This window comes from Enterococcus sp. DIV1059_2, assembly GCF_051713685.1.
Lineage (GTDB): Bacteria > Bacillota > Bacilli > Lactobacillales > Enterococcaceae > Enterococcus_D > Enterococcus_D casseliflavus.
Genome location: NZ_JBIOQK010000001.1, coordinates 1,928,949 through 1,952,156 on the forward strand (window position 1 = coordinate 1,928,949; position 23,208 = coordinate 1,952,156).

24 protein-coding genes are annotated in these 23,208 nt (G+C 43.4%); 2 read left to right on the forward strand and 22 right to left on the reverse strand.

Annotation, left to right across the window (positions count from 1 at the left end; translation table 11 throughout):
* Positions 1-61: 61 nt before the first annotated feature.
* The 15 genes from IGI72_RS08975 to IGI72_RS09045 all read right to left on the reverse strand — a co-directional run bounded on the left by IGI72_RS08975 (position 62) and on the right by IGI72_RS09045 (position 15,005).
* Entirely contained in the window at positions 62-910 is an 849-nt protein-coding gene (locus tag IGI72_RS08975) for a DegV family protein (protein ID WP_005235946.1), read from the reverse strand.
* A gap of 93 nt (positions 911-1,003) precedes the next feature.
* The gene (locus IGI72_RS08980) at positions 1,004-2,278 is read right to left on the reverse strand and encodes an LCP family protein (RefSeq protein WP_438753890.1); all 1,275 of its coding nucleotides are present in this window, start codon (positions 2,276-2,278) and stop codon (positions 1,004-1,006) included.
* A 117-nt stretch (positions 2,279-2,395) separates the two neighbouring features.
* The gene (locus tag IGI72_RS08985) at positions 2,396-2,866 is read right to left on the reverse strand and encodes a GNAT family N-acetyltransferase (RefSeq protein ID WP_005226093.1); all 471 of its coding nucleotides are present in this window, start codon (positions 2,864-2,866) and stop codon (positions 2,396-2,398) included.
* Positions 2,841-3,722 (reverse strand): prephenate dehydratase, encoded by an 882-nt coding sequence (gene pheA / locus IGI72_RS08990; RefSeq protein WP_128431975.1) that lies wholly within the window; start codon positions 3,720-3,722, stop codon positions 2,841-2,843. The genes IGI72_RS08985 and pheA overlap by 26 nt, the downstream gene beginning before the upstream one ends.
* A 1-nt stretch (position 3,723) precedes the next feature.
* Positions 3,724-4,230: a shikimate kinase gene (locus tag IGI72_RS08995; RefSeq protein WP_005226095.1), complete on the reverse strand. Its 507-nt coding sequence runs from the start codon at positions 4,228-4,230 to the stop codon at positions 3,724-3,726.
* Complete coding sequence (aroA, locus tag IGI72_RS09000) at positions 4,227-5,516, reverse strand: 3-phosphoshikimate 1-carboxyvinyltransferase (protein WP_213357113.1); 1,290 nt, start codon at positions 5,514-5,516, stop codon at positions 4,227-4,229. Before aroA ends, IGI72_RS08995 begins: the two co-directional genes overlap by 4 nt.
* Positions 5,517-5,525: 9 nt before the next feature.
* Complete coding sequence (locus IGI72_RS09005) at positions 5,526-6,608, reverse strand: prephenate dehydrogenase (RefSeq protein WP_368742216.1); 1,083 nt, start codon at positions 6,606-6,608, stop codon at positions 5,526-5,528.
* A gap of 44 nt (positions 6,609-6,652) precedes the next feature.
* Positions 6,653-7,819 carry a chorismate synthase gene (gene aroC, locus IGI72_RS09010; RefSeq protein ID WP_005226098.1) on the reverse strand — a complete coding sequence of 389 codons (1,167 nt, stop codon included), beginning with the start codon at positions 7,817-7,819 and terminating at the stop codon, positions 6,653-6,655.
* A gap of 19 nt (positions 7,820-7,838) precedes the next feature.
* Positions 7,839-8,894: a 3-dehydroquinate synthase gene (aroB, locus tag IGI72_RS09015; RefSeq protein WP_015509713.1), complete on the reverse strand. Its 1,056-nt coding sequence runs from the start codon at positions 8,892-8,894 to the stop codon at positions 7,839-7,841.
* Between the two features lie 36 nt (positions 8,895-8,930).
* Positions 8,931-9,956 (reverse strand): 3-deoxy-7-phosphoheptulonate synthase, encoded by a 1,026-nt coding sequence (gene aroF, locus IGI72_RS09020; protein WP_005226100.1) that lies wholly within the window; start codon positions 9,954-9,956, stop codon positions 8,931-8,933.
* Positions 9,957-9,995: 39 nt separating this feature from the next.
* A complete protein-coding gene (locus tag IGI72_RS09025) occupies positions 9,996-10,865 on the reverse strand; it encodes a shikimate dehydrogenase (protein WP_438753894.1) in 870 nt (289 codons plus the stop codon).
* Between the two features lie 413 nt (positions 10,866-11,278).
* A complete protein-coding gene (locus IGI72_RS09030) occupies positions 11,279-12,037 on the reverse strand; it encodes an ABC transporter ATP-binding protein (RefSeq protein ID WP_005226102.1) in 759 nt (252 codons plus the stop codon).
* Positions 12,037-12,921, reverse strand: coding sequence for an ABC transporter permease (locus IGI72_RS09035; RefSeq protein ID WP_010748362.1), 885 nt, complete (start codon positions 12,919-12,921; stop codon positions 12,037-12,039). The genes IGI72_RS09030 and IGI72_RS09035 overlap by 1 nt, the downstream gene beginning before the upstream one ends.
* Positions 12,922-12,999: 78 nt before the next feature.
* The gene (gene trpX, locus IGI72_RS09040) at positions 13,000-14,052 is read right to left on the reverse strand and encodes a tryptophan ABC transporter substrate-binding protein (protein ID WP_010748363.1); all 1,053 of its coding nucleotides are present in this window, start codon (positions 14,050-14,052) and stop codon (positions 13,000-13,002) included.
* A gap of 374 nt (positions 14,053-14,426) precedes the next feature.
* Complete coding sequence (locus tag IGI72_RS09045; RefSeq protein WP_438753896.1) at positions 14,427-15,005, reverse strand: hypothetical protein; 579 nt, start codon at positions 15,003-15,005, stop codon at positions 14,427-14,429.
* Positions 15,006-15,131: 126 nt separating this feature from the next.
* Between IGI72_RS09045 and IGI72_RS09050 the strand changes: the two genes are divergently transcribed.
* Together IGI72_RS09050 and efbA are read left to right on the forward strand one after the other, a co-directional pair.
* On the forward strand, positions 15,132-15,530 hold the full coding sequence (locus IGI72_RS09050; protein WP_016609320.1) for a DUF1622 domain-containing protein: 399 nt from the start codon (positions 15,132-15,134) through the stop codon (positions 15,528-15,530).
* Between the two features lie 108 nt (positions 15,531-15,638).
* Positions 15,639-17,339 (forward strand): fibronectin-binding protein EfbA, encoded by a 1,701-nt coding sequence (efbA, locus tag IGI72_RS09055; protein ID WP_438753898.1) that lies wholly within the window; start codon positions 15,639-15,641, stop codon positions 17,337-17,339.
* Positions 17,340-17,590: 251 nt separating this feature from the next.
* Here the strand turns inward: efbA and IGI72_RS09060 are convergent, their stop codons facing one another.
* The 7 genes from IGI72_RS09060 to IGI72_RS09090 form a co-directional block, all read right to left on the reverse strand.
* A complete protein-coding gene (locus IGI72_RS09060; RefSeq protein ID WP_060791939.1) occupies positions 17,591-18,079 on the reverse strand; it encodes a pyridoxamine 5'-phosphate oxidase family protein in 489 nt (162 codons plus the stop codon).
* 14 nt (positions 18,080-18,093) lie between these two features.
* Entirely contained in the window at positions 18,094-18,996 is a 903-nt protein-coding gene (locus tag IGI72_RS09065) for an AraC family transcriptional regulator (protein ID WP_005226109.1), read from the reverse strand.
* 308 nt (positions 18,997-19,304) lie between these two features.
* Complete coding sequence (locus tag IGI72_RS09070; RefSeq protein WP_017144366.1) at positions 19,305-19,982, reverse strand: carbonic anhydrase family protein; 678 nt, start codon at positions 19,980-19,982, stop codon at positions 19,305-19,307.
* 157 nt (positions 19,983-20,139) lie between these two features.
* Positions 20,140-20,775: an orotate phosphoribosyltransferase gene (gene pyrE / locus IGI72_RS09075; RefSeq protein WP_005226111.1), complete on the reverse strand. Its 636-nt coding sequence runs from the start codon at positions 20,773-20,775 to the stop codon at positions 20,140-20,142.
* Positions 20,772-21,491, reverse strand: coding sequence for an orotidine-5'-phosphate decarboxylase (gene pyrF / locus IGI72_RS09080; protein ID WP_005226112.1), 720 nt, complete (start codon positions 21,489-21,491; stop codon positions 20,772-20,774). The genes pyrE and pyrF overlap by 4 nt, the downstream gene beginning before the upstream one ends.
* Positions 21,491-22,414, reverse strand: coding sequence for a dihydroorotate dehydrogenase (locus IGI72_RS09085; RefSeq protein WP_005226113.1), 924 nt, complete (start codon positions 22,412-22,414; stop codon positions 21,491-21,493). Before IGI72_RS09085 ends, pyrF begins: the two co-directional genes overlap by 1 nt.
* Positions 22,414-23,190 carry a dihydroorotate dehydrogenase electron transfer subunit gene (locus IGI72_RS09090; protein WP_438753901.1) on the reverse strand — a complete coding sequence of 259 codons (777 nt, stop codon included), beginning with the start codon at positions 23,188-23,190 and terminating at the stop codon, positions 22,414-22,416. The genes IGI72_RS09085 and IGI72_RS09090 overlap by 1 nt, the downstream gene beginning before the upstream one ends.
* Between the last annotated feature and the right edge of the window lie 18 nt (positions 23,191-23,208).

Sequence of the window (23,208 nt, forward strand, 5' to 3'; positions counted from 1 at the left end):
TGGTTCTTACATACACCGTCTTGAAAAGATAATGGCGTGATAAACATAGAAAAAATAAAAATTATTGCGCTGAAATAGCGATCCCAATGGCTTTTTCTCCTAAATGCGTGCCGATAACTGGTCCGAAGTGACCAATCTCAATTTCTGCATTTGGGTATTTCGCTTGTAGCTTCGCTTTTTCTTCTTTCGCTACTTCTAAATTGTTGGCGTGGATTACATAAAATTTAACAGGCAATGCGATTTCTTGCTCACGTTGACCAATGATATCTTCTGCGCGATTGAATGCTTTTTTACTGGAACGAATGCGCTCGTAAAGCACAATTTTTCCTTGATCAAAGGTCAAGATCGGTTTGATTTTTAATAATCCGCCAATCAAGGCTGCCCCATTGGTTAAGCGACCGCCGCGAACCAAGTTATTCAAGTCGTCCACGATTAGATAGGCATAGGTATTGTCTCTGATAGTGTCCAGATGGGAAATGATCTCTTCGACGGTTTTGCCTTGACTTGATAGATCAAGAGCGGTTTCTACCATGTGACCCATCGGCATACTTGTGATTTTCGAATCGTAAGGAATGATTTGAACACCTTCGATTTCATCGGTGATTCCATACAGCGTTCCGATAAATCCAGAGATCCCGCTTGATAAGTGGATACTAATGATCGTGTCGTAACCGCGATCTTTCAATGACTCATATAAGGCTAACACTTCTCCTAATACCGGTTGAGAAGTGGTTGGGAATTCTTTGCTGTTTTTCAGCAAAGCGTAATACTCATCAGCTTCAATGTCGATACCCTCATTGTAGACTTTTCCATCTAAAATAACAGGAATCGGTATGATAAACAAATCTTCATGGTTTTTGATCCGTTCCGGCAGATAAGCTGTACTGTCAGTAACAACGGCTAATTTCATTCTTTTTCCTCGTTTCAACAAATTTCAAACGTCATTAATAATATAGCATAAATTTACTTACTTTCAAATGGTTTTCAGAACTTTTCATTCTGCTTACTCATTAAGAAAATTCCTGATCGCTTGTTGATTGGTTTCAAGATTGACGACTAACACACTTCCAGCACTCGCACTTGAACCGTATTGCCAAGAGTCAGCGACTGGGACAGTCAAGCTGTCGACTCCTCCCGCCCCTCGAGCAATCGAGAAGGTATTTTTTAATAGGAAAGACATTGGCAGGTTGGTGGAAGCATAGCCTAAGACTTTTCCTGCTGCATAAGGCAATTTTAAAATAGCTAAAGGATTTTTCATTTCGCTAAAGATCGCATCCATTACTTGCTGCTGTCGTCTTACACGACCGAAGTCACCTTCTTCGTCCATCCGAAAGCGTGCGTATTGCAACAGCTCAAGCCCATTCATTTGTTGTTGCCCTTGTTTGATGGCAACTTCAAGATTTTTACTCATATCTTTTTCCGCGTTGATAGCAACACCTGAGGGAAACAGTGTGTCGATCACTTTTTCGAAGGAACGAAAGTCAACTTTTGCATAATAGTTGGTTTCTAGCCCGAAATTCTCAGCTAATGTTTGTCTGACTAAATCAGCACCACCAAAGGCATACGCCGCATTGATCTTGTTTTCGCCATAACCGGGAATCGTAACTAAAGTATCCCGCATAAAAGAAAGCAGCTTCGGTTGCTTACTGGGACCATCTAATTGCAAAACCATAATAGTGTCTGCGCGCCCAGCTTCTCCTTCACGACTATCACTACCAATGAGCAATATATTACGAGCACCATTAGCAGCGGCCGTACCATTAAAGGTCTCTTCATCAGTCGTAGCAAAAGCAGCGTCACTTCTTGCGACTTGCTGACCGACAAGAAACGCAATTAATGAATAGGCAAAAAGCACCAATAGTACCCGGACCACAATACGTAGAACTGGGTGCTTCCGCTTTTTCTTTTGTTTGGGTTGCTTGCTCTTCTTAAGCTTTTGCGGTTTTTGTTTGCTTTGTTCCTGGCCTTGATGCATCGCAGGTCCCTGAGCAGATAGCGGGGGGATTGCGCTTTTTCGCCCCTCAGATTTTTTTATTCCTACTTGTGACTGTTTTCGGGAATTTTGAGCCGCACGAGGGTCGCTTGCCCTAGGATGCTCGGTATTTTGAGACAAAATGTCTCTTACTGGCTCATCAGCAGACGAAGTAGAATCACTCGGTCTGACGCGCTGGTTTCTTCTTTTGGCTTCTCGGCGGGCAAAGATACTTTCTTTGGCTGCCTGACTGGATTCCTTTTCTAGCCGTTCATGCAGTTTTTTATTTTTTTCCATCCTGCTCATTGCTTCTGATCCTCCAACTAAAAAATAGCTCTCTGTCTATAAGGATACCCTAGACCTTATAGAAAGAAAGCTATTTTCTGAAATTTTAACCTTTTTCTAGGAAATTTCTTCATTTTTCTACCTTAGATGCTTTGATGCTCCTTGTCGTGTGCTCACAAATCCTGCTTGCTCATAAAATGATTTCACTTGATTTGCCGACCAAAAGTTTAGTGAGAGATCATCGAAGCCTTTTTCCAGCGCAACGTTTTCAGCAAATGCCAACAATTGTTTTCCAATATGCATCCCTTGGTACCGAGGGTCAACAGCGATCGCTGCAATTTCCAGCCACTTTCGTTCATGCATCATCGCATTTTGTGGCAAACGGACCTCTTGAAGATGCACAAAGCCACAAGGCTGTTCCGCCAACCAAGCGATAAAAAAGTGGTGGCTTGGCTCTTGCAGCTGCTGTGTGATTGCTTGTTCAAATCTTGACTGATCAAAGGGCTTAAAAATCGTTGGGTACCATTGATGGTGCTGCGTTTGGATCTCTTTATGAAACGTTGCTAAAAGTGTTTCATCTTGGCTAATTTTTATTTTGACTTGAGTCATTTTTTGTCACTTCCTCAACAACATTTACCGAGTACACGCCGAGAAGATGGACGTGTCCACCCAACAACTGAATCTCTTCAAAGGCATTTACAATCAGTTGCCACGGTTTGTCCATCACTAGATCGATCACGAAAAAGTATTCCCCTAAGGTGGTTTTTGACGGTCGCGATTCAATTTTGCTTAAATCAATTTCTCGCCAGCCAAAGGTTGCTAAGATTTTGTGCAAGATTCCCGGGCGATTTGCTGGCAGCGTCACAAAAATCGTTGCTTTCTCGACGGTCTGCTCTGGTAATTGGGTGTTTGCTGCTTTCTTCGTCAAAACCCAAAACCGGGTTTGATTAAAGGCAACATCTTGAATATTGGTTTCTTTGATCGTTAACTGATAAGCCAAAGCGGCTTCTTTGGAAGCAATCGCCGCAACTGCTTCTTCTGGATGTTTTGCTACGTACGCTGCTGCAGTCGTTGTGGAAGCAACCGCCTCAACAGTAGCTCCAGCAAATCGGGCTTCGATGAAGTCGGCACATTGAGCCAAGGCTTGCGGATGAGAAATTATCTTAGTGATGGGACGGTAGTCTTTTGCTGTTTGCTGAGAAACTAACAATTGATGATTGATCGGTAAAATAATTTCCTGTTCGATGCTCAATTGATTTTGACGAAACAGTGTATCAATAGTGGCATGAACGGACCCTTCTAATGAGTTCTCGTTCGGAACGACCGCACGATCGATCACGCCATTAGCTAGCGCTTGAATACAAAGTGGAATCGATCCATAAGGGATACAGGCATTTTCTGGATACGCTTCTTGCGCAGCTAAATGCGTAAAGGAACTTTTCGGTCCTAAATAACCAATCTTCATTTTATGCACCTGCTTTGATCAAAATTTCCTGTACGATTTCTTCTGGTGTTTTGTTCGTCGTTTCAACGATCAATGAAGCAGTTTCTTCATAAAGAGGGATCCGAGGACGGTAAACAGCCAATATTTCTTCTGGTGATTTTGAGACGACTAAGGGGCGAATGCTGCCAGTATCCGCCTTTAAGCGATGGATCAGTTCCTCGGGATCTGTTTTTAAATACACGACGAGCGGCATCTCTTTTAAAAGCTGACGATTTTCTTCTTTTAATACGATGCCCCCACCAGTGGAAATAATTTGTTCCTTTGCCAAAGTTTTAGCTAAAATATCCGTTTCGATTTTGCGAAAGGCTTCCTCACCGTGTTGATCGAAAAAGTCTTGAATGGTCATGCCGATCTCAGCAACGATCAAGTCATCAAAATCCACATGAGACTGTTTCGTTTCTTCAGCCAAAAGACGACCAATCGTGGTTTTTCCAGCACCCATAAAGCCAATTAATATCACTTTTTTCACTCGCTGTTTCCTCCTTTAGCCAAACGTGCGACATCCTCAAAAAAATCAGGATAAGAAACTGCTACGGCTTCGGCTTTTTCTAATTCTACCTCTTCATCTGTCAATAAGGCGGCAATTTGCAGCATCATGCCGATGCGATGGTCCCCCCGACTTGACACTCGACCGCCATGCAAAGGGGTTGGACCGTTGATGATCAACCCGTCCTCGGTGGGAGTGATGTCCGCTCCTAGTTTTGTCAACTCTTCGGCAGTTGCATCAATTCGGTTGGTTTCTTTTACTTTTAGTTCTTCCGCATCTTTGATCACCGTTTTGCCATGCGCCTGCGTGGCTAACAACGCAATGATCGGCAATTCATCGATCAAGCGTGGGATAATATCGCCAGCGATGGTTACTGCCTGCAAGGTAGAACTTTGAACGGTAAGGTCAGCTGATTGATTCTGATCGTCTTGATTAGAAAAAGCAATCGAAGCACCCATCTCCTCTAGCACGTCAAGAATTCCTGTACGAGTGGGGTTGATCCCGACATTTCTTAAAACGATCTCACTTTCTGGCATAATCGCGCCGGCTGTTAAGAAAAAGGCAGCGGAGGAAATATCACCGGGAACAACTACTTCTTGTCCTTGGAGTGTTTGAGGTCCCGTCACAGTGATCGTTTTGCCTTGTGTTGTGATGACACCACCGAATTGACGGATCATTTCTTCGGTGTGGTTGCGGCTTGTTTCTTTTTCAATGATCGTAGATGTACCTTGTGCTTGTAGTGCCGCAAAAATCAGCGCTGATTTTACTTGAGCACTTGCTACGGGCATCTGATAATTGATGGGATGTAATGAAGCCGTGCCATTGATGGTGATCGGTGGGAACTCCGTCTGTTCATGCCCTCTCACATTGGCACCCATTTCTCTTAATGGCAGCATCACGCGATTCATTGGTCGTCTATTCAATGAGTCATCACCGAATAAGGTAGTTGTAAATGGCTGTCCAGCCAAAATCCCCATCATTAGACGAATCGTTGTACCAGAATTACCGATATCGATTGGTTCGTGGGCAGGCTTAAGGCTATTGAAGCCCTGTCCTTCAATCGTGATCGTCTGACCGTCATCATGGATCGGAACCCCTAATGATTGAAATGCATGAAGGGTGCTATAGCAGTCTTCTCCACGTAAGAAATTTCGGACAGTCGTTGTTCCTTCAGCTAACGCCCCGAACATGATACTGCGATGCGAGATCGATTTGTCAGCAGGGACCGCTATCGTCCCTTTTAAATGTGTTGCTTTTTTTAGTTTCATCCCAGCCTCCTATTTTTTTCGACACGAATAGGTCGTCTTGTTTTGGATCAGCTGCTCTGCTTGCAGCAAATCATTTTGCGTTTTGAATGAAATCTGTAAAACACCAATGATGTCTTCTCGAGTTTCAAGAATTTTTAAGTTGATCAAAGAGAGCTGATGTTCGCTCAATAGCCCCGTCACTTCAGCGACAACACCGGGATGATCCGGTACATCGATGAATAGATCATAGAATGCCGGAATCGCGCCATTTTGATGAACCGGCAATTGATCCCGTGTTTCCTTCGCGGATTCAAAGAACCGAAAGATCGCCCGTTCGTCTTTTTCCTGCAACCAGTGAGCCATGGTCGTCATTTGTTTTTGCCACTCATCGATCAGCTGCAGTAGTTCCTGTCGATTACTCAATAAGATATCGGTCCACATGCGAGGATCTGAAGAAGCGATGCGAGTGATATCGCGAAAACCGCCTGCTGCAAGTTGTTGCGCTCTGGGGTGGGCTTGGTTGAAAGCGTCTGCCTGATTGACTAATCCAGAAGCAATAATATGGGGCAAATGGCTCAACATCCCTGTGATTTGATCATGCTCTTTTGGCGCAAGCGCCACATATTTGGCTCTGGTGCCGCGAAAAAGCTCTTGCAGCTCTTCCATCCGCTGACTTTTCGTCGGTGTGAAGATATAGTAAGCATTCTCGAAAAGGTTCTCATCGGCTGCTGTGATCCCTGATTTATGAGAGCCAGCCATCGGATGGCCCCCAATAAAATCAAAGGAAAAGGACTCGGCGAATTGGGTGATTTCCGCTTTGGTACTGCCGGTGTCTGTTACCAGCACCGAAGGCTTTAATGAAAGTGTCCCCAGTTCGGAAAGATATTTTTTGGTGATCTCTACCGGCAATGCCAACAAAATCACGTCGGCACGGACAGCACCTTCTGAAAATGAAGGGGGCACTTCGTCTACTAAACTTGTTGCTAATGCGATCTCATTGGTTTCCTGACAATCCCAGCCCATCAAATGCACTTGCGGATGTGCCTTTTTGATACATTTTGCTAAGGAAGCGCCGATCAATCCTAGACCGGCGACAAAGATATTTTGGTTCATGAAAAGAATCCTCATTTCTACTGGAATTTTTGCTGGTTCTTTAATCAGTAGGTTAACAAGTATTCTCGATACGCTTGAACAGATGCAGTCAATTCTGCGAATGAATCACTTGGGAACTTTTCTAATAGTTCATTGGCCACCACTGTCGCCACCACACTCTCACAAACAACACTGGCTGCTGGTACAGCGGTGCTATCTGAGCGTTCGACGCTTGCTTTATACGGTTCTTTGCTGTCGATATCCACACTTTGCAACGGCTTGTACAAGGTCGGGATCGGCTTCATAACACCACGAACCACGATTGGTTCACCGTTCGTCATGCCGCCTTCAAACCCGCCAAGGTTGTTGCTGCGACGGGTATAGCCTCGTTGTTCGTCCCATAAAATCTCATCCATGACTTTGGAACCTGGCAAAACACCAGCCTCAAAGCCAACGCCGAACTCAGCACCTTTAAAGGCATTGATGCTGACCACGGCTTGGGCGATTTTCGCATCAAGTTTTTTGTCCCATTGCACGTAACTGCCTAAACCAGCAGGAACGCCGCCAACAAGTACTTCCACTACACCGCCGATCGTATCGCCATTTTTCTTCGTTTGATCGATCAGCTGCTTGATTTCTTCTTCGACTGACGGATCTAACACCCTTACTTCTGAAGCTTCAGAGCGTTCTGCGATTTCTTTAACGGTCAACCCTTCAGGAATTTCCGCTTTGATGCCGCCTAACATTGTTACATGACCTGCCACATCGATGCCAAGCTCCTTTAAAATTTTCTTCGCAATTGCTCCGATGGCTACCCGCATGGTCGTTTCACGAGCAGATGAGCGTTCCAAAACGTTTCGTAAATCTTGATGATGGTATTTCATGCCGCCGACTAAGTCAGCATGACCAGGTCTTGGTCGTGCCACTCGTCGTAGTTTGCGGTCTTTTTCTGGTACCTCTTCGATCGCCATGACCTTGGTCCAGTTTTTCCAATCTTTGTTCTCAACCACTAAAGTTACAGGAGAGCCTAGTGTTTTTCCATGACGGATACCCGAAGTGATACGGACTTGGTCTTTTTCAATCAGCATCCGTCCCCCGCGACCATAGCCGGTTTGTCGTCTCGCTAATTCAAAATTAATGTCTTCTGCTGTTAATGGCAATCCTGCCGGTAAACCTTCGATAATGGCGGTCAACTCTGGTCCATGTGATTCGCCTGCTGTAATATAACGCATGATCCGTTACCTTCCTTTCTTATAATAGGTAGTCTTTGATTTTTTCAGTCGGGATCGTCACGATTTTCGCCTGTCCGATCGCTTCTAATAGAATAATCTTCAATTGTTGCCCGCGGGCTTTTTTATCATGAGTAATTGCTTGGTATAATTGCTCTTTATCTATTTCACTTGGTGTGATCGGCAAATGAAACTTCTCAACCATTTCTGTAAGCTGCTGGGTCGTACCTTTTGGTGTTAATCCGATGGCTTCTGCATGACGGGTGATCATGATCATCCCCATTGCAACCCCTTCGCCATGACTGGTGTCAAACGCGGCTGTTCTTTCTAAGCCATGCCCGATCGTATGACCGAAGTTCAGTGTCAGACGACTGCCATGATCAAAAGGATCTTCTTCTACTACTTTTTGTTTTACCTTTAAAGAAGCAGTGATTACTTTCTCAGCATGTGCCAAAAGATCGACTTCATCTTTCAAACCTGCTAACGTTTGCCAAAGCTCAGGATCTGCAATAGCGGCTGACTTGATGATTTCAGCAATGCCTTCTTGGACGCGTTTGAGGGGCAAACTTGTAAGTAAATCTGGATCGATCATCACACCGGCTGGTTGTGCAAATGTCCCGACGAGATTCTTGGCACTGCCAGTATTTACAGCTGTTTTTCCGCCGATACTTGAATCGACCTGTGCCAATAACGTCGTTGGAATCTGCAAGAAATCAATACCGCGCATATAAGTAGAAGCAACAAATCCTCCAAGATCACCAATCACACCGCCACCAAGGGCAATGATCCCATCGCTTCTGGTCATTCCGAGTTGGGCAAGACCATCATATAAATTAGCTGCTTGCTCTAGTGATTTGCTTTTTTCGCCAGCTGGTACGACTAACAGTGTTGCCTCAAACCCTGCAGCGGTTAAGGAATCGACGATTTGTCCGCCATACAGGGGTGCGACGTTGCTGTCTGTAATGACGGCAATACGCTGTTTGTCCCACAACTGTTGCACCCAGGTTCCGACTTTTTGAAACGCCCCTCGTTTGATGAGGATATCATAGGAATGTTCTTCTAAATGAATGTGTAACATTGATTTTTGCACCTCTTTTATTGGTTGTCTTGACGCTTAGTCTTGCAACGCTTTGATTTCTTTCATCGCTTTTTCCATGATATGGACTTCTTTCATCATGTTCATGTACGTTTTTTCATTAAGTGATTGAGGACCATCAGACCAAGCATTGGCTGGATCTGGATGGATCTCAACGATCATCCCATCGGCGCCAGCAGCAACACCCGCTCTAGCCATAGGCGGTACGAGATCCCAGATACCTGTTCCATGACTAGGATCAACGATGATTGGGAAGTGGCTCAGTTTTTTGATGATTGGTACCGCACTTAGATCAAAGGTATTACGGGTTGCTGTTTCGTAAGTTCGGATCCCACGTTCAATGAAAATCACTTCACTTTTATCTTGAACGGCGATGTATTCCGCTGCATTCAACCATTCGTCGATCGTGCCAGAGATGCCTCGTTTAAGGCCGATTGGTTTCCCAGTTTTCCCAACGGCAGCTAGCAATTTGAAGTTTTGCATGTTCCGAGCACCAATCTGCAAAATATCACTGTATTCCGCAACCATATCGATATGTCCTTCGTCCATGACTTCTGTGATGACTTTCATGCCCGTTTCATCCGCTGCTTGACGAATGTATTTTAGCCCTTCTTCTTCCAGCCCTTGGAATGCGTATGGCGACGTGCGTGGTTTGAAGGCACCACCACGTAAGATTTGTGCACCACCAGCTTTAGCGATTCGGGCACATTCACGAATTTGGTCTAAGCCTTCAATCGAACATGGACCAGCCATCGTAACAAAGTTGCCGTCACCGATTTTCACGCCATCTACATCCACAACCGTATCTTGCGGATGGAACTCACGAGAGGTCAATTTGTAGGTGTTTGAGATCCGAATGGCATCTTCGACACCCTCGTAGCTGCGAAAAGCAACATCTTGGATGCGGCGGGTATCCCCTTTTAATCCGATAACGACCTGTTCTTTTCCTTGGTTGACTTGAACATCTAAGCCTTCTTTTTTGATTCTTGTTACAACAACTTCAACTTGTTCTGGCGTAGCGCCTGGTTTCATAATTACGATCATTTTTTCTTCCTACTTTCGTTTTTTTCTGTTTTTTATTTTTTACATGGATTCGATGAGTGCTTTGACTTTTTCAACAGGCATCGCTTTGCCAGTCCAAAGTTCAAATGCGGCTGCACCTTGATAGAGTAGCATGCTTAAGCCGTTTGCAGTTTTGGCGCCGACTGCTTTCGCATCTTTCAAAAGCTGCGTTTCTCTTGGATTATAGATGACATCATAGACAGCTAATGATTCCCGCAGGAGTGTTTTATCTTTCAGAGGACTTACGGTATCATTTGGTTTCATTCCCACGCCCGTGGCATTTACCAATAAGCTGCTTTGATCGATGGCTGTTTTTAAAGCCATCTGATCTTCTAAGTCGGTTAAGGTAATTTCACAAGCTGTTTTTTGTGCAATCTGTGTTAATTTTTCTTGGATGATTGGATAAAACTCATCCTTGCGGTTAAAGACATGGATCGTTTTGACGCCGTCTAGTGCGGCTTGGCTAATGATCGCTGTCGCCGCTCCACCAGCTCCAATCATCGTCATGGTGTCGCCAATGATGGATACTTGAATGTCCTCAAGAGCTCGCATAAAGCCGATGCCGTCTGTATTGTGCCCAATCAAGCGACCTTCTTGATTGACGATCGTATTGATTGCGCCGATCAACTCGGCTGCTGGTGAACATTCATCCATCAGCGCTACAGCCGCCATTTTATGAGGCATCGATAAATTGACACCTAAGAGGTCCAACTGACGGATGGTTTGGATACTAGCGGCTAAATCATCCGGCTCAACATCAAAGGCCAGATACACGGCGTCGATCCCTTGTTCTTCAAAAGAAAGATTGTGCATCGCTGGAGAGATGCTGTGTTTGGCTGGTTTGGCAAATAGTGCCGCCAACCGTGTGTGTCCGGTTATCATTTGTTTCATCTGGTTCATTCCTTTCAACAAAAAAAGATGTCCACCGTAAATTTAAGAATCTACAGTGAACACCTTCAAACATTACATAACGACAGAGCCGATATGTGAATATAAAAAATAGCCACTATAGATTTTACGATCTACGTGGCTGCGAATTCATTACGAAATGCTCTAGCCATCATAGATACAAACTTAGCGTTTGTACCCATGCCTTCATGAATACAAACCTATCTAAAATAGCTAAAGTAATATTTATTCAGTTGTGTGGGGTTCGTTAGCAATAATTTTTGCATAGTCGTTCGCTCCAAACTGATGTAAGATTGACCTAAGTATAGGTTTAACTTTGAAAGATGTCAATGATTTTTTCTTATTTTTTTCATTTATTTGATTGTTTTTTTTGAAAACACTGTTCTATCAAGGGTTTATAAGTCATCCTCAAAGAACAATAATAGTTCAGGTAAGCTTAATTGCGCTTTTTCCTCTGCTGAAAGATCTTTGACGATCTCCCCTTTTCTGAGCAGGATCAAGCGGTCTCCGTATTTTAATGCATCTTCCATCCGATGGGTGATCATTAGACAGGTCAGGTTTTGTTCTTCCACGCGTTTTGCAGTGATTTGCATCAGCTGTTTGGAGGTCTTTGGATCTAACGCAGCCGTATGTTCATCTAGCAACAACAGTTTTGGAGTTTGGATCGTTGCCATCAATAAACTTAGTGCCTGTCGTTGACCACCAGATAAACTGCCCGTTGGCGTATCCAAATGATTTTCCAACCCGTTGCCGATTTCTTTACAAAGTGCAAAGAACATTTCCCTTTGTCCTTGGAGTTGTCGAAGACCAAGTGACCGTTTTTGCCCTCTTTTTTGGGCTAACAGCAGATTTTCTGCCACTGTCATACGGGGAGCAGTGCCCATTTTCGGATCTTGGAAAACCCGCGCCAAAAAGCGTGCGCGTTTTTCTTCCGAAAGTGTAGTCACATTTTGATCATCGATCATCACCTGCCCACTCGTCAAGGGCATGGTGCCTGAGATGCAGTTGAATAACGTGCTTTTGCCGGCGCCGTTTCCTCCAACGACCGTGACAAATTCTCCTGGCTTTAAAGAAAGATCGATTTTATTCAAGAGTACTTTTTTCTCATTTGGTCCGTTGCCGACAACTTTAAAGGCTTTTTTTAAGGCTAACATTATTCGTCCTCCGTTTCAAAACCAGTGCGTAGATGCAAGGCTTGTTTAAATTGAGGGATCAACAAGCAGATCGTCAAGACGATTGCAGAGAAGATCTTCAAGTAGGTCGTATCAAATCCAGCTTTGATCACAAATAGGATCAATAATTGGTAAATAATGCTGCCGATCACAATAGCGATCAAACGTTCCAGCAAGGTCAGTTCCCCGTATAACACTTCACCAATGATGATTGATGCCAGTCCGATAACGATCACACCGATACCTTTGCTTATGTCGGCATAGCCGTCATTTTGCGCAATCAATGCGCCTGAGAGTGCGATCACGCCATTGGAGACGATCAATCCAATGATTTTCATTCGATCGGTATTGATCCCCATCGATTTTGCCATATGCTCATTATCACCTGTAGCGATGTAAGCTTGACCCAAATTTGTATGGAAAAAGTAAACCAAGACGCCCCCGATCAACAAGACCATGATCAATCCAATGATCACCGTATCATAATAATTCGGTAAATTCATTCTAGTAAAAAAATCTTGAATTTTCGGTTGGTTTAATAAAGAGAGGTTGGGTGAGCGCATCACAAACAGCATGACCGAGTTCAATGAAGACATCACCAAGATTCCAGCTAAAATCACGGGAATTTTGCCTTTTGTATAAAGAAGTCCTGTCACACAGCCCGCACACATCCCAGCCAATACTCCTAAACAAGTCGCTAAGACGGGCGACACCCCATGGGTGATCGCTGTCACACAGACAGCACCGCCTAACGGAAAGGACCCTTCCGTCGTCATATCCGGGAAATTTAAAATTCGATAGGTCATAAAAATCCCTAATCCCAGGATTCCCCAAAGTAGTCCTTGCCCTATTGCTGAAACAATCATCATTCTTCCTCCATATTCTTACAAGTTTTCTCTTTCAAGACCCTCTCGATGATCGCAGGTGGTCGCTGTTCTTGGTTGTTACTCGTCACTTGCTTCGCTTTCTGGCGTCGTTGTAATCAGTTTCGCCTCGTCTTTGAGGTTTTCTGGGATAGTGATGCCCAATAACTGCGCCTGAGTTTCATTGATGATCGTTTCGCCATCGCTGAATGTATAGATCGGTGTTGTCGCAGGTTCTGCTGTCCCATCAAGAATTGCTGCCACCATCTTCCCAGTTTCCACGCCTATCGTAAATTGATCTTGTCCGACCGTTGCCAAACCGCCTTGTTCCACCATCGTGTCTACGGAAGTAATGATTGGTGTTTTTGATTTATTGGCTTCTTGAACTACGGTCTGCATAGCATTTGCGATCGTATTGTCTAACGGAATATAGATAAAATCGACTTCCCGTGCCATCACTTGCACCATTTGCGCAATTTCATTACTTGAAGGAACGGCATACGATTTGCTGGTCAAGCCATTTTCTTCGGCAGCAGCTTCTGCTTCTGCCACTTGGTATTTCGAATTGTCTTCGGTCGAAGAATACAAAATACCGACTGTTTTTGCCTCTGGCAGCAAATCTTTTGCTAGTTTGATTTGTGCAGCAACTGGTGCTTTATCGGAAACACCAGTGATATTACCGCCGGGTTGATCCATATCTGCCACCAGATTTGCCCCAACTGGATCAGTGACCGCTCCTAAAACGATCGGTACATCCTGAGTGACATTCGCCAACGCTTGTGCTGCGGGTGTTGCTACCCCAACCAAAACGTCGGCATCTTTATTTAGCAGCTGCTGACTCATCGTTGCCAATTTGCTTTGATCCGCTTGACCGTTCTGGAATTCGATCGTCAAGTTGTCCCCTTCGGTATAGCCTGATTCTTTAAGGCCTTCTTTGATCCCCTCGGTGATCGCATCCAGTGCTTCATGACTGACAAATTGTAGGATCCCGACTGTTTTTTCAGCTTTTTCTACTGGTTCCGAAGTCTCACTAGCTTGATTGGTCCCACTTCTCATTCCTAACTGATAGACAAATGTCGCTCCTAAAAATAATAAAATAACGGCAACCGATGCAATTAATCCCTTGTTTTTCATTTTTCATTCTCCTTTTTCTGCTTACGTTTTTCGTGTTTTTCATTTTATGGTTTTTGAGAACAAAAAAAGCAACTGCCTATGTGACGGCAATTGCAAGTAAGCAAAAGCCGCATAGAAGCTTGTCCTATGCGGCGATAAATTCAACTACCAGCATAGATACAGCACTTTAGAAGGTTCTCTAAAAAGTTGTATCTATGGAATGAGGTCCCATCAATACAACTATCTATGCCAGTTTTGCCATGATTTCACTTGCAATGGAATAAATAGTTTCATGATTGTTCCTCCTTCTCAACTTGTTTTCTTTCTTGATTGAATTCAGTTTAGCTTATTGATAAAAAAACGTCAACAATTTTCTGTCAAATTGTCAGATTTTTTTATCGATCATTGGCAGAAGAACGAATCGTCCACATCGGTAAACGATTCAATTCTGGGATGAATTCCGTCGTTGGCTGCTCAAATGAATCAAAGGTAAAGCGATTTTTCTCAACCCCTTCTTCATAAAAAACAAACGTCACTTTATCAGGATCAACGCTGTATTCATTGGAGAAAAAAGCCGCATCATAGACGATTGGATAATAAAAAAATGTCCGATTCAGCTCATCTTCTTGCGCTTGGATCAGATCAAATACTTGATCGAGTTGAGGTCCGTTGGGCTTACTAAACATCACCGAGATCGCTCGTGTTTCACGAATCGTCTTGTCTGCAGTCAGATAAGGCAATGGCTGTACTTTTTCTGACGGCAGCTTGTCAAAAGCGATCCGATCCACTAAAGAAGCATTGATACGATTTTGAGAAAAGACGATCAAACCTGCGAAGACCAGTGCGAAAAGAATTCCCCCGATCAGCGTGAAAATCGTTTTTTTCTGATCTCGATAAAGATCATCTAAAAAAGCTTGCCAGCTTTCAATTATTTTTTCTTTCGTGTAATGAACAAAGTTCCTAACTTGTTCCATAATTTGCCCACCTTTTTTAAAAATCCTACTATTAATTCATACTATCAATTCCCTCCTAGAACGTCAAGAAACTTCACATTTCTTCGATAATTCGGTAAGATAAAAGAAAACGGTAAAGGAGTCATTATGCATAATCTAGCTGATTCATTGATGACTGGAGCCAATCCAATCTTCGATTTCATCGTTGTCTGTTTGAACTTTCTCTCCATTTTTGTCATCGTTTGGGGTGTATTGATCGCAGGCATTGACTTTGTGCGCTACGAATTAACAGAAAAGGATCGATTAGTGGCAGCCAGAGAGAATAATTTTATCCGCAATTATTTAGGGAGTTATGTTTTATTAGGTCTAGAGATCTTGATTGCAGCAGATATTATCGAGACGATCATCCATCCTACTTTCGAAGACATCGTGCGTCTAGCTGCCGTCGTTATTATTCGAACAGTCATCTCTTATTTCTTGAACAAGGAAATCGAGCGTGCACTGCAAACCACCGATCACCAACCTACCAAGAAAAAGGAAAGCTAGCTGACATGGCTTTTCTTTGGATTCTTCGGTATAATAGATAGGAATATTTGACATTGGAAGGATCAATCCCTCAGTCAAACTATCCTTAAAAGAAAAGAGGGAAACAATATGTCTTTTGATGGTGTCTTTACCCATTTAATGGTCAAAGAATTACAAAATCAATTAGCCAGTGGACGTGTAAACAAAATTCATCAACCTTATGAAAATGAGGTCGTATTTGTGATTCGTTCCCAAGGGAAAAATCACAAACTTTTGCTATCCGCACACCCCACCTATGCTCGTGTACAATGCACAACGATCGCCTATAGCAATCCAGAAACCCCACCGAATTTCTTGATGATGCTACGGAAATATTTAGAAGGGGCGATCTTAGAATCAATCGAACAAATCGACAATGACCGTGTGATCCATTTTCATTTCACGCGACGAGATGAATTAGGTGATTTGCAAGCCCTTGTCTTGATCGTCGAACTAATGGGCCGTCACAGTACGATTTTATTAATGAATAAGACGAGCGGAAAAATCGTCGATACGATCAAACACATTGGTCATTCCCAAAATACGTATCGTACCTTATTGCCAGGTGCTGTCTATGTTGCACCACCAAAGCAATCGACGCTTAATCCTTTCACAGCCTCTCGCACCAAAATTTTTGAAGAATTATCTACTCTTGATCCATTGACGGCAAAAGAACTTCAACAACGATTCCAAGGCTTAGGCCGCGATACAGCAGAAGAATTGATCGCTCGAATCAATGCCAATCCCAATGAAAAACTGCGTCAGTGGGAAGCTTTCTTTACAGAGCTTACCAAGGAGCTAGTACCAAGTTATCTCCAGTCAGAGAAAAAGGAATATTTTACACCAATTCCCTATCCATCATTGATCGATGCGACCACCACTGTCACCCATTATCAGAGTCTGAGTGAGCTTTTAGATGCGTTTTATCACGACAAGGCGGAAAGAGATCGGGTCAAACAACAAGGTGGCGAATTACTGAAAAAAATTGAGAATGAACTGAAACGGAACCAGTTGAAGTTAAAGAAACGCCAACAAACGTTGATCGATTCAGAAAACGCCGAAGAATTCCGTCAAAAAGGTGAGCTTTTGACGACCTTTATGAATCAAGTCCCCCGTGGTGCTGCTTCAGTTGATTTGGAAAATTATTATGATGAGAATCGGCTTTTGACGATCAAACTCGATCCTGCTCTTTCTCCCAATCAAAATGCTCAGAAATATTTTCAACGTTACCAGAAATTAAAAAATGCAGTCAAACTGATCCATCAGCAGATTGCCGAAACGAAAGAAGAAATCGCGTATCTCGAATCCGTGTTAGCCCAATTAGAAATCGCCTCTCCCATGGATCTGGCGGTTATTCGGGAAGAACTGATCGCACAAGGCTATGTCAAAAATCGGGCGAAACAGCGTAAAAAAGCTGCTCCTTCGCAACCAGAACGATTTCTTTCTTCAGACGGAACTGAAATTTTCGTCGGAAAAAACAATTTACAAAATGACCAACTGACCTTAAAAACAGCTCGTAAGAGTGATATCTGGCTGCATACCAAAAATATTCCTGGCTCTCATGTCATCATTCGTTCGGATGATCCTAGTGAGACAACCTTAATGGAAGCTGCAGAGCTTGCCGCATATTTCTCAAAATATCGTCAATCTGCCCAAGTACCAGTGGACTACGTGCAAGTCAAACATATTCGGAAACCGAATGGTGCCAAGCCTGGATTCGTCATTTATGAGAATCAAAAAACACTTTTTGTGACACCTGATGAGGGAATTTTGAGATTAAAACAGTCCTAGCTGTTTCTAAGTTTATTCGGATCAAAAATCATAAAGTAATCAATCAAAAAACCGATCACAAGCGCGTGCCTCTTCGCAGTGCTTGTCATCGGTTTTTATGCTTTTTCGTTCTATCTACTGCTCTTTCAGCAACAATTTTGCTTAGCTTGTATCACAAAAGGCAAGCCTTCTCAGAATTCAGCCATCAACATATCTGCTAGATCCGCTAGAATGGCAATTGAACATCACCTGCGGCTAATAGGCTCTGCTGGCTAATAAATCCCGCCATCCTCCATAGTGACTTTCTTCTCAAAATCAAAATGATACAGCTTTTCCCAGTGATTGATATTCAACGTTCCTTTGGTCAAACGGATCGCTAGAAAACAACAGCCTTTATCATCCTCATTGTTAACTTCGTCGTACCAGACAAAGGCTTTGCGAATTTTGCTTCTTAATTCTGCATTTTTAGGGTCTAGCACCCACCCTAAATTCTCTCCTTGACCGATCGCAGTAAACCATTCACCACTGACAGCAATCGCAACTGCTGAATTCTTACTGATTTGCTTCATTTTGTTTGATTGCTCATGAGTTGACACGTAAAAAACGCCGTCTTCATAAAAAGCATCTACTTCTCGGACGACTGGCTGTGTTTCTCCCTTGTCATTCTCGTTACAAGCAGTCGTGGCAAGGGCGATTACATTGTCTTTAAAATGTCCGAATTTTTCTTCAAGTAGTTTTACTCCTTCTTCAAACTGAGTCATTGTACTGTTCCTCCTTACATCTCACTTCTTTTTTTAAAAGGAATCCATAATTCAACATGAACGACATGATTTTCTCTTTCTTGATAAAGCTCAGGGAAAAAATCCTCAGCAATCCACCCCTTCTTCTTTAACCAGAAACGGGTATAGCGCATCGCCTTCCCCATATTGATGATCAGTTGCTCTGAAATCGTATCAAAACTGCAAACAACGTAATCCCGAGCCGGTAGCGTCCATTCACTGAAGGTCGATCCCTGTGAGTCATCACCTACTTGGCCAACAAAGTAACTCGAATAGCCTTCTGGCGCATCTCCTGGAAACGAAACACCGATCTGGTAGTTGGCTTTTCCCGGTTGATTGGCAATCTTTTGAAGAAATTCATGCCAAATTTCTTCAATCGGGTCGATCCCTGTTCGTTGCCCTAGCATTTTCCCATAGTTGAATGGGTAGTAACCGAGGACACCATAGAAGACCAGCGGATGCGGATTGCTTTTTTTCTGGATTTCTAAAACAACCCCTTCACTGATCAATGGGATACCCTCTTCCGTCACAATATAGCCTAATGAAAGATCTGGCTTATCAAAGTTTTGTAAGCCAATGGGCTTTTTCTGATAAAGCGAGGGTGAAATTCTATAGACCGTTTTAAACGTTCTTGAAAAAACGGCATGACTGCTAAAGCCGACTTCAAAAGCGACATCAATGACTCGCTTCTTTTGGTTTTTCAATAAAAGCGCACCTCTTGCCAAACGACGCAGTTTTATATATTCCCTAACAGAAATTTTAACCAAACGAGTGAATAAGCGCTGATAATAAAAAACGGACAATGATGCAACTTGCGCCAACGTTTCGATCTCTAATGGCTCGGTAAGATTGTCTTCAATATAATCGATTGATTTTTGGATTGCCTCCCATGCATGCATATGAATTTCCTTTCTTTTACTATAAAATAATTCGCTAAAAAAGCTTTACCGTGTCTGCTCTTTTTCAATTGATTTAATTGTGTTTTATTTCACAATGAAACGAATGCTTAGAACCTGCTTATTAATTAGTTTAGCATAGCCTTTGTGCTCGATGGCTATGAAAATAAAAAAAGACGAGAATTTTCGTCTTTTTTTCCGTTCGTTTTTAAGCTATTGTATTGCTAGAAGGTTCCCACTACGTCGGGTTTTATAGGATAATCAGAAGAGAAGTCCGAAAAAAAATACGTAAAAGGAACCATTTTTATAAATCAATAGAAATAAATAGGCCGATCTTTGCGGTCTTGTAATGGGCGATTATTATTTTCTAATACTTCTTCGCGGAATTCTAAAATGAAGCGACGGCTCATCTCCCCAATCCAGTCAAAGACAAACCAGTTGATTGGCCCTTTCGTTGGTGGGGTCGTCAAGGAACCAACATAATGAAAATGGTGGGTGCGTTCTGGCAAGAACATGCTCGGATCAAACCATTGGGTGTGGTTCTCAAAGTCCCAGATGCTGTCGTCTTGCTGATTGCAGATCCAGTTGAGTTTATCCGTCAGTTTGAATAAGATACCCACCACCAAGTTTTCACCGTCATCATTCATATGAACGAGGTGAAACTCTAACTCTTGCTGCTCGTCATCGATAATGTGTTCAGACGGCATGTGAAAATGAATATCCGTCAAATAGTAGTTGATCCCTTTAAATGTGACATAGCTTTCTTTGTTATAAGGAACGAAGTGAATCGTATTTTTGAATTCTTTTTCCGTGAACCGCTCTCGTTTATAGTGAAAAGCCAAGTCCTGATCGATGGGTTCTTCGGTCTCATCGTGGACTAAAGCGATTGGGGATTGGTAAGGAAATTCGGCACCTTGTGCATACCAGTCGCACAAAGTGTGCCAATGTTCAGGTCCATTGTCTCCGGAATAACTCCAGGGAACGTCCATATTTCTTTTCAAAAAAAACAGCCTCCTAATTCAAGTTGACAGCAAGGTATAGCCCTTCCTATCAAAAAACTTTCTCCCAATGCTATCAGAAAATAGGTAAAAATAAAACGAATATGCTTGGTCATTCCCTCACATATCCGTTTCTTATTTCAATTCCTTATTCACTCAACCAAGCAGCAGGATCTTTACGCCACTCTTGTAACAGGGCAACATCAGATTCTTGAATAGCACCCGTTTCTAAAGCCGACTCGATCAACGCTGTATAGTTTGTCAAAGTCACATAGGATAAACCTGCTTGATCAAAATTTTCTTGGACTTGAGGCAGCTCGTAAGTAAAGATCGCAGCGACGCCTAATACATCGGCTCCTTCTCTTTTGGCTGCTTCACAAGCCTCTAAGACACTGCCACCTGTTGACAATAAATCTTCAATGACGACCATTTTTTGATTTGGTTGAATACGCCCTTCAATTTGATTGCCTTTACCGTGTTCTTTTGCTTTGCTGCGAATATAAACCATTGGCAAATCTAACAATTCAGCGACCCATGCAGCATGGGGAATCCCAGCTGTTGCGGTCCCTGCAATCACTTCTGCTTCTGGGTAAGTCGTTTTGATGACTGCAGCTAAGCCTTTCGCAATGGCGCGACGTACATGTGGATAACTCATAGTAATTCGATTGTCGCAGTAAATAGGGCTTTTGATGCCGCTTGCCCAAGTAAATGGTTCATTCGGTCGTAAGAAAATCGCCTCGATGTCTAAAAGATCTTTGGCGATTTGATTGGATTGTTCTTTCATTGGCTAGCTTCCTTCCATTCTTGTTTTATTTGCAGATAACTTTCATACGGTGCCTTAGATTGGGTGATTGGACGTCCCACAACGATCATGGTAGCCCCTGCTTTACGAGCTTGTGCAGGTGTCATGATCCGTTTTTGATCACCAACTTCACTGCCAGCTGGTCGGATACCAGGCGTCAAGCGTATGAAGGCATCCGTTGTCCTTTGTTTGATCTGCTTTGCTTCGTGAGCGGAGCAAACAACACCGTCTAACCCAGCTTTTTGGGCACAAGTGGCGTAATGCATGACACTTTCTTGCAGTGACGTCATGATCTGCTGATCATGATGCATTTGTGCCTCACTAGTGGAGGTCAATTGGGTAACTGCAATCAAATCAGGAACTTTGTGCCCTGCGGGGGTTCCTTGCTGCAGGCCTTTTTTAGCAGCAGTCATCATTTCGATCCCACCGGCTGCATGAACATTCGTCAAAGCCACACCTAAAGAAGCTAAGCGTTCCATTGCTCGTCCTACTGTATTGGGAATATCATGTAGTTTTAAATCTAAAAAAATATCATGACCACAGTCTTTTAACCAAGTAACGATCGCTGGTCCTTCTTGGTAGAAAATCTCCATTCCCACTTTCACAAACAACTTTTCCTCTATAGGAAATTGCGCTAAAAAAGTTTCAATAGCCTGTTTGTTAGGAAAATCTAAGGCAATAATTGGCCGTTCACTCATCACATGTGCTCCTCTCTCACTTCTTTTATCAGCTGTTCCAAAGAAGGGATTCCTAATTCTGCCATTCGTATAGGCAATTCTTCAATCAACTTTGGGCAAATGTAAGGATCGGTAAAGTTTGCGGTTCCGACTGCAACAGCACTAGCACCTGCCAGATACATTTCAAGGACATCATCCACTGACATCACGCCCCCCATGCCAATAATTGGTAATTGAGAAACTTGCGCCACTTGTTTGATCAGGCGAATCGCCACTGGTTTGATTGACGGACCAGACAAGCCCCCTGTTTGGTTAGCTAAAATTGGTTTCCGTGTTTTTAGATCGATCCGCATGCCTAAAAGTGTATTGATCATCGTAAACCCGTCGGCGCCGCCTGCTTCGATCGCTTGTGCAATTGGGACGATATCCGTCACATTCGGCGAAAGTTTGACATAGATCGGCACTTGCGAGACTTTTTTGACCGCTTCAGTCAATGCACCAGCAACCGCAGGATCGGTTCCGAACGTGATGCCGCCATGCTTGACGTTCGGGCAAGAGATATTCAATTCGATCGCTTTGACATTTTCTGCCTGACTGATTTCCTGACACACAAGAACATAATCTTCGACGGTCGAACCGGCAACATTCGCGATGATTGGCAAATCGGGGTGTTTTTGAGCTAAGTCGGGTAAAATTTGATTCATGACCGCTTCTAACCCAGGATTTTGCAACCCGATGGCATTTAACATACCGCTAGGCGTTTCTGCTACCCTTGGGGTCGGATTGCCAAAACGTGGTTCAGGTGTGGTCGCTTTGATCATCACCGCACCTAATTGACTGATGTCATAATATTTATCATATTCTGCACCAAACCCAAAACAGCCGCTGGCAGGCATGATCGGATTTTTTAGACTCAATCCGGGTAGCTCGACATTGATCGACATTAAATGACCACCTTTCTCGCCTGAAATACAGGCCCTTCGTCACAAACTTTGACACTTTTTGTGCCTTGTTCATCATCTTTCGTATGGCAAACACAGGCATAACAGGCACCCATCCCGCAAGCCATTCGCGCCTCCATGGATAATTGAACATCTGGAAGGTCTTCGAAAAGCTGGGCGGTGGTTTTTAAAAGACCGTTATTTCCGCAAGCAAAGACCGCCGCAGGTGTTTGCTCTGCAGCTAATAACAGGTTGCCAACATTTCCTTGTAAACCCGCGCTGCCATCATCGGTAGCGATCCTCGTATCTCCCAGTGCGCGAAATTCCTCTTCATAATACATAACTTCTTTGCTGGCAAAGCCCAAAAAGTGAATGACGTGGACGCCTTGTTGCGTCAGGCGTTTCGATAATTCATAGAGCGGCGGTACACCGATACCGCCCCCTACGATAAATGCAGTGTCCCCTTGGTTTAAATGATGATAGCGAAACCCATTTCCTAACGGCCCCATCACATCGATTGGATCACCAACAGTCATTTCTGAAAAAATTCTTGTGCCATCTCCTTCGACCCGATAAATGATTCGGCATTCTTTTTTCTCAGCATCGATATGATTGATACTGATCGGTCGGCGAAGAAGAAAGGCATTTTGAAGAACCCGCAGGTGTAGAAATTGCCCTGGGGTCCTCATCTCATTGACTAATTCACCCGTCAATGTCATTTCAAAAATCCGCGGTGCCAGTTGACGCTGTTTGCTGATGGTCATGATTTCTTGCTTCATCAAAAAACTCCTTTATCT

Bases quoted from the DNA above. Each gene is read 5' to 3' on its own strand.
- IGI72_RS09070 (WP_017144366.1), bottom strand. From the start codon at position 19,982: ATGGACGTTCCCTGGAGTTATTCCGGAGACAATGGACCTGAACATTGG.
- pheA (WP_128431975.1), bottom strand. From the start codon at position 3,722: ATGAAGATTGGTTATTTAGGACCGAAAAGTTCCTTTACGCATTTAGCT.
- aroF (WP_005226100.1), bottom strand. From the start codon at position 9,956: ATGATCGTAATTATGAAACCAGGCGCTACGCCAGAACAAGTTGAAGTT.
- IGI72_RS09025 (WP_438753894.1), bottom strand. From the start codon at position 10,865: ATGAAACAAATGATAACCGGACACACACGGTTGGCGGCACTATTTGCC.
- pyrF (WP_005226112.1), bottom strand. From the start codon at position 21,491: ATGAGTGAACGGCCAATTATTGCCTTAGATTTTCCTAACAAACAGGCT.
- IGI72_RS09090 (WP_438753901.1), bottom strand. From the start codon at position 23,190: ATGAAGCAAGAAATCATGACCATCAGCAAACAGCGTCAACTGGCACCG.
- aroC (WP_005226098.1), bottom strand. From the start codon at position 7,819: ATGCGTTATATTACAGCAGGCGAATCACATGGACCAGAGTTGACCGCC.
- pyrE (WP_005226111.1), bottom strand. From the start codon at position 20,775: ATGAAAGAACAATCCAATCAAATCGCCAAAGATCTTTTAGACATCGAG.
- IGI72_RS09035 (WP_010748362.1), bottom strand. From the start codon at position 12,921: ATGATTGTTTCAGCAATAGGGCAAGGACTACTTTGGGGAATCCTGGGA.
- IGI72_RS09085 (WP_005226113.1), bottom strand. From the start codon at position 22,414: ATGTCGATCAATGTCGAGCTACCCGGATTGAGTCTAAAAAATCCGATC.
- IGI72_RS08985 (WP_005226093.1), bottom strand. From the start codon at position 2,866: ATGACTCAAGTCAAAATAAAAATTAGCCAAGATGAAACACTTTTAGCA.
- IGI72_RS08975 (WP_005235946.1), bottom strand. From the start codon at position 910: ATGAAATTAGCCGTTGTTACTGACAGTACAGCTTATCTGCCGGAACGG.
- IGI72_RS09030 (WP_005226102.1), bottom strand. From the start codon at position 12,037: ATGTTAGCCTTAAAAAAAGCCTTTAAAGTTGTCGGCAACGGACCAAAT.
- aroB (WP_015509713.1), bottom strand. From the start codon at position 8,894: ATGTTACACATTCATTTAGAAGAACATTCCTATGATATCCTCATCAAA.
- aroA (WP_213357113.1), bottom strand. From the start codon at position 5,516: ATGAAACTAAAAAAAGCAACACATTTAAAAGGGACGATAGCGGTCCCT.
- IGI72_RS09005 (WP_368742216.1), bottom strand. From the start codon at position 6,608: ATGAACCAAAATATCTTTGTCGCCGGTCTAGGATTGATCGGCGCTTCC.
- IGI72_RS09060 (WP_060791939.1), bottom strand. From the start codon at position 18,079: ATGACTCAGTTTGAAGAAGGAGTAAAACTACTTGAAGAAAAATTCGGA.
- IGI72_RS09050 (WP_016609320.1), top strand. From the start codon at position 15,132: ATGCATAATCTAGCTGATTCATTGATGACTGGAGCCAATCCAATCTTC.
- efbA (WP_438753898.1), top strand. From the start codon at position 15,639: ATGTCTTTTGATGGTGTCTTTACCCATTTAATGGTCAAAGAATTACAA.
- trpX (WP_010748363.1), bottom strand. From the start codon at position 14,052: ATGAAAAACAAGGGATTAATTGCATCGGTTGCCGTTATTTTATTATTT.
- IGI72_RS09065 (WP_005226109.1), bottom strand. From the start codon at position 18,996: ATGCATGCATGGGAGGCAATCCAAAAATCAATCGATTATATTGAAGAC.
- IGI72_RS09045 (WP_438753896.1), bottom strand. From the start codon at position 15,005: ATGGAACAAGTTAGGAACTTTGTTCATTACACGAAAGAAAAAATAATT.
- IGI72_RS08980 (WP_438753890.1), bottom strand. From the start codon at position 2,278: ATGAGCAGGATGGAAAAAAATAAAAAACTGCATGAACGGCTAGAAAAG.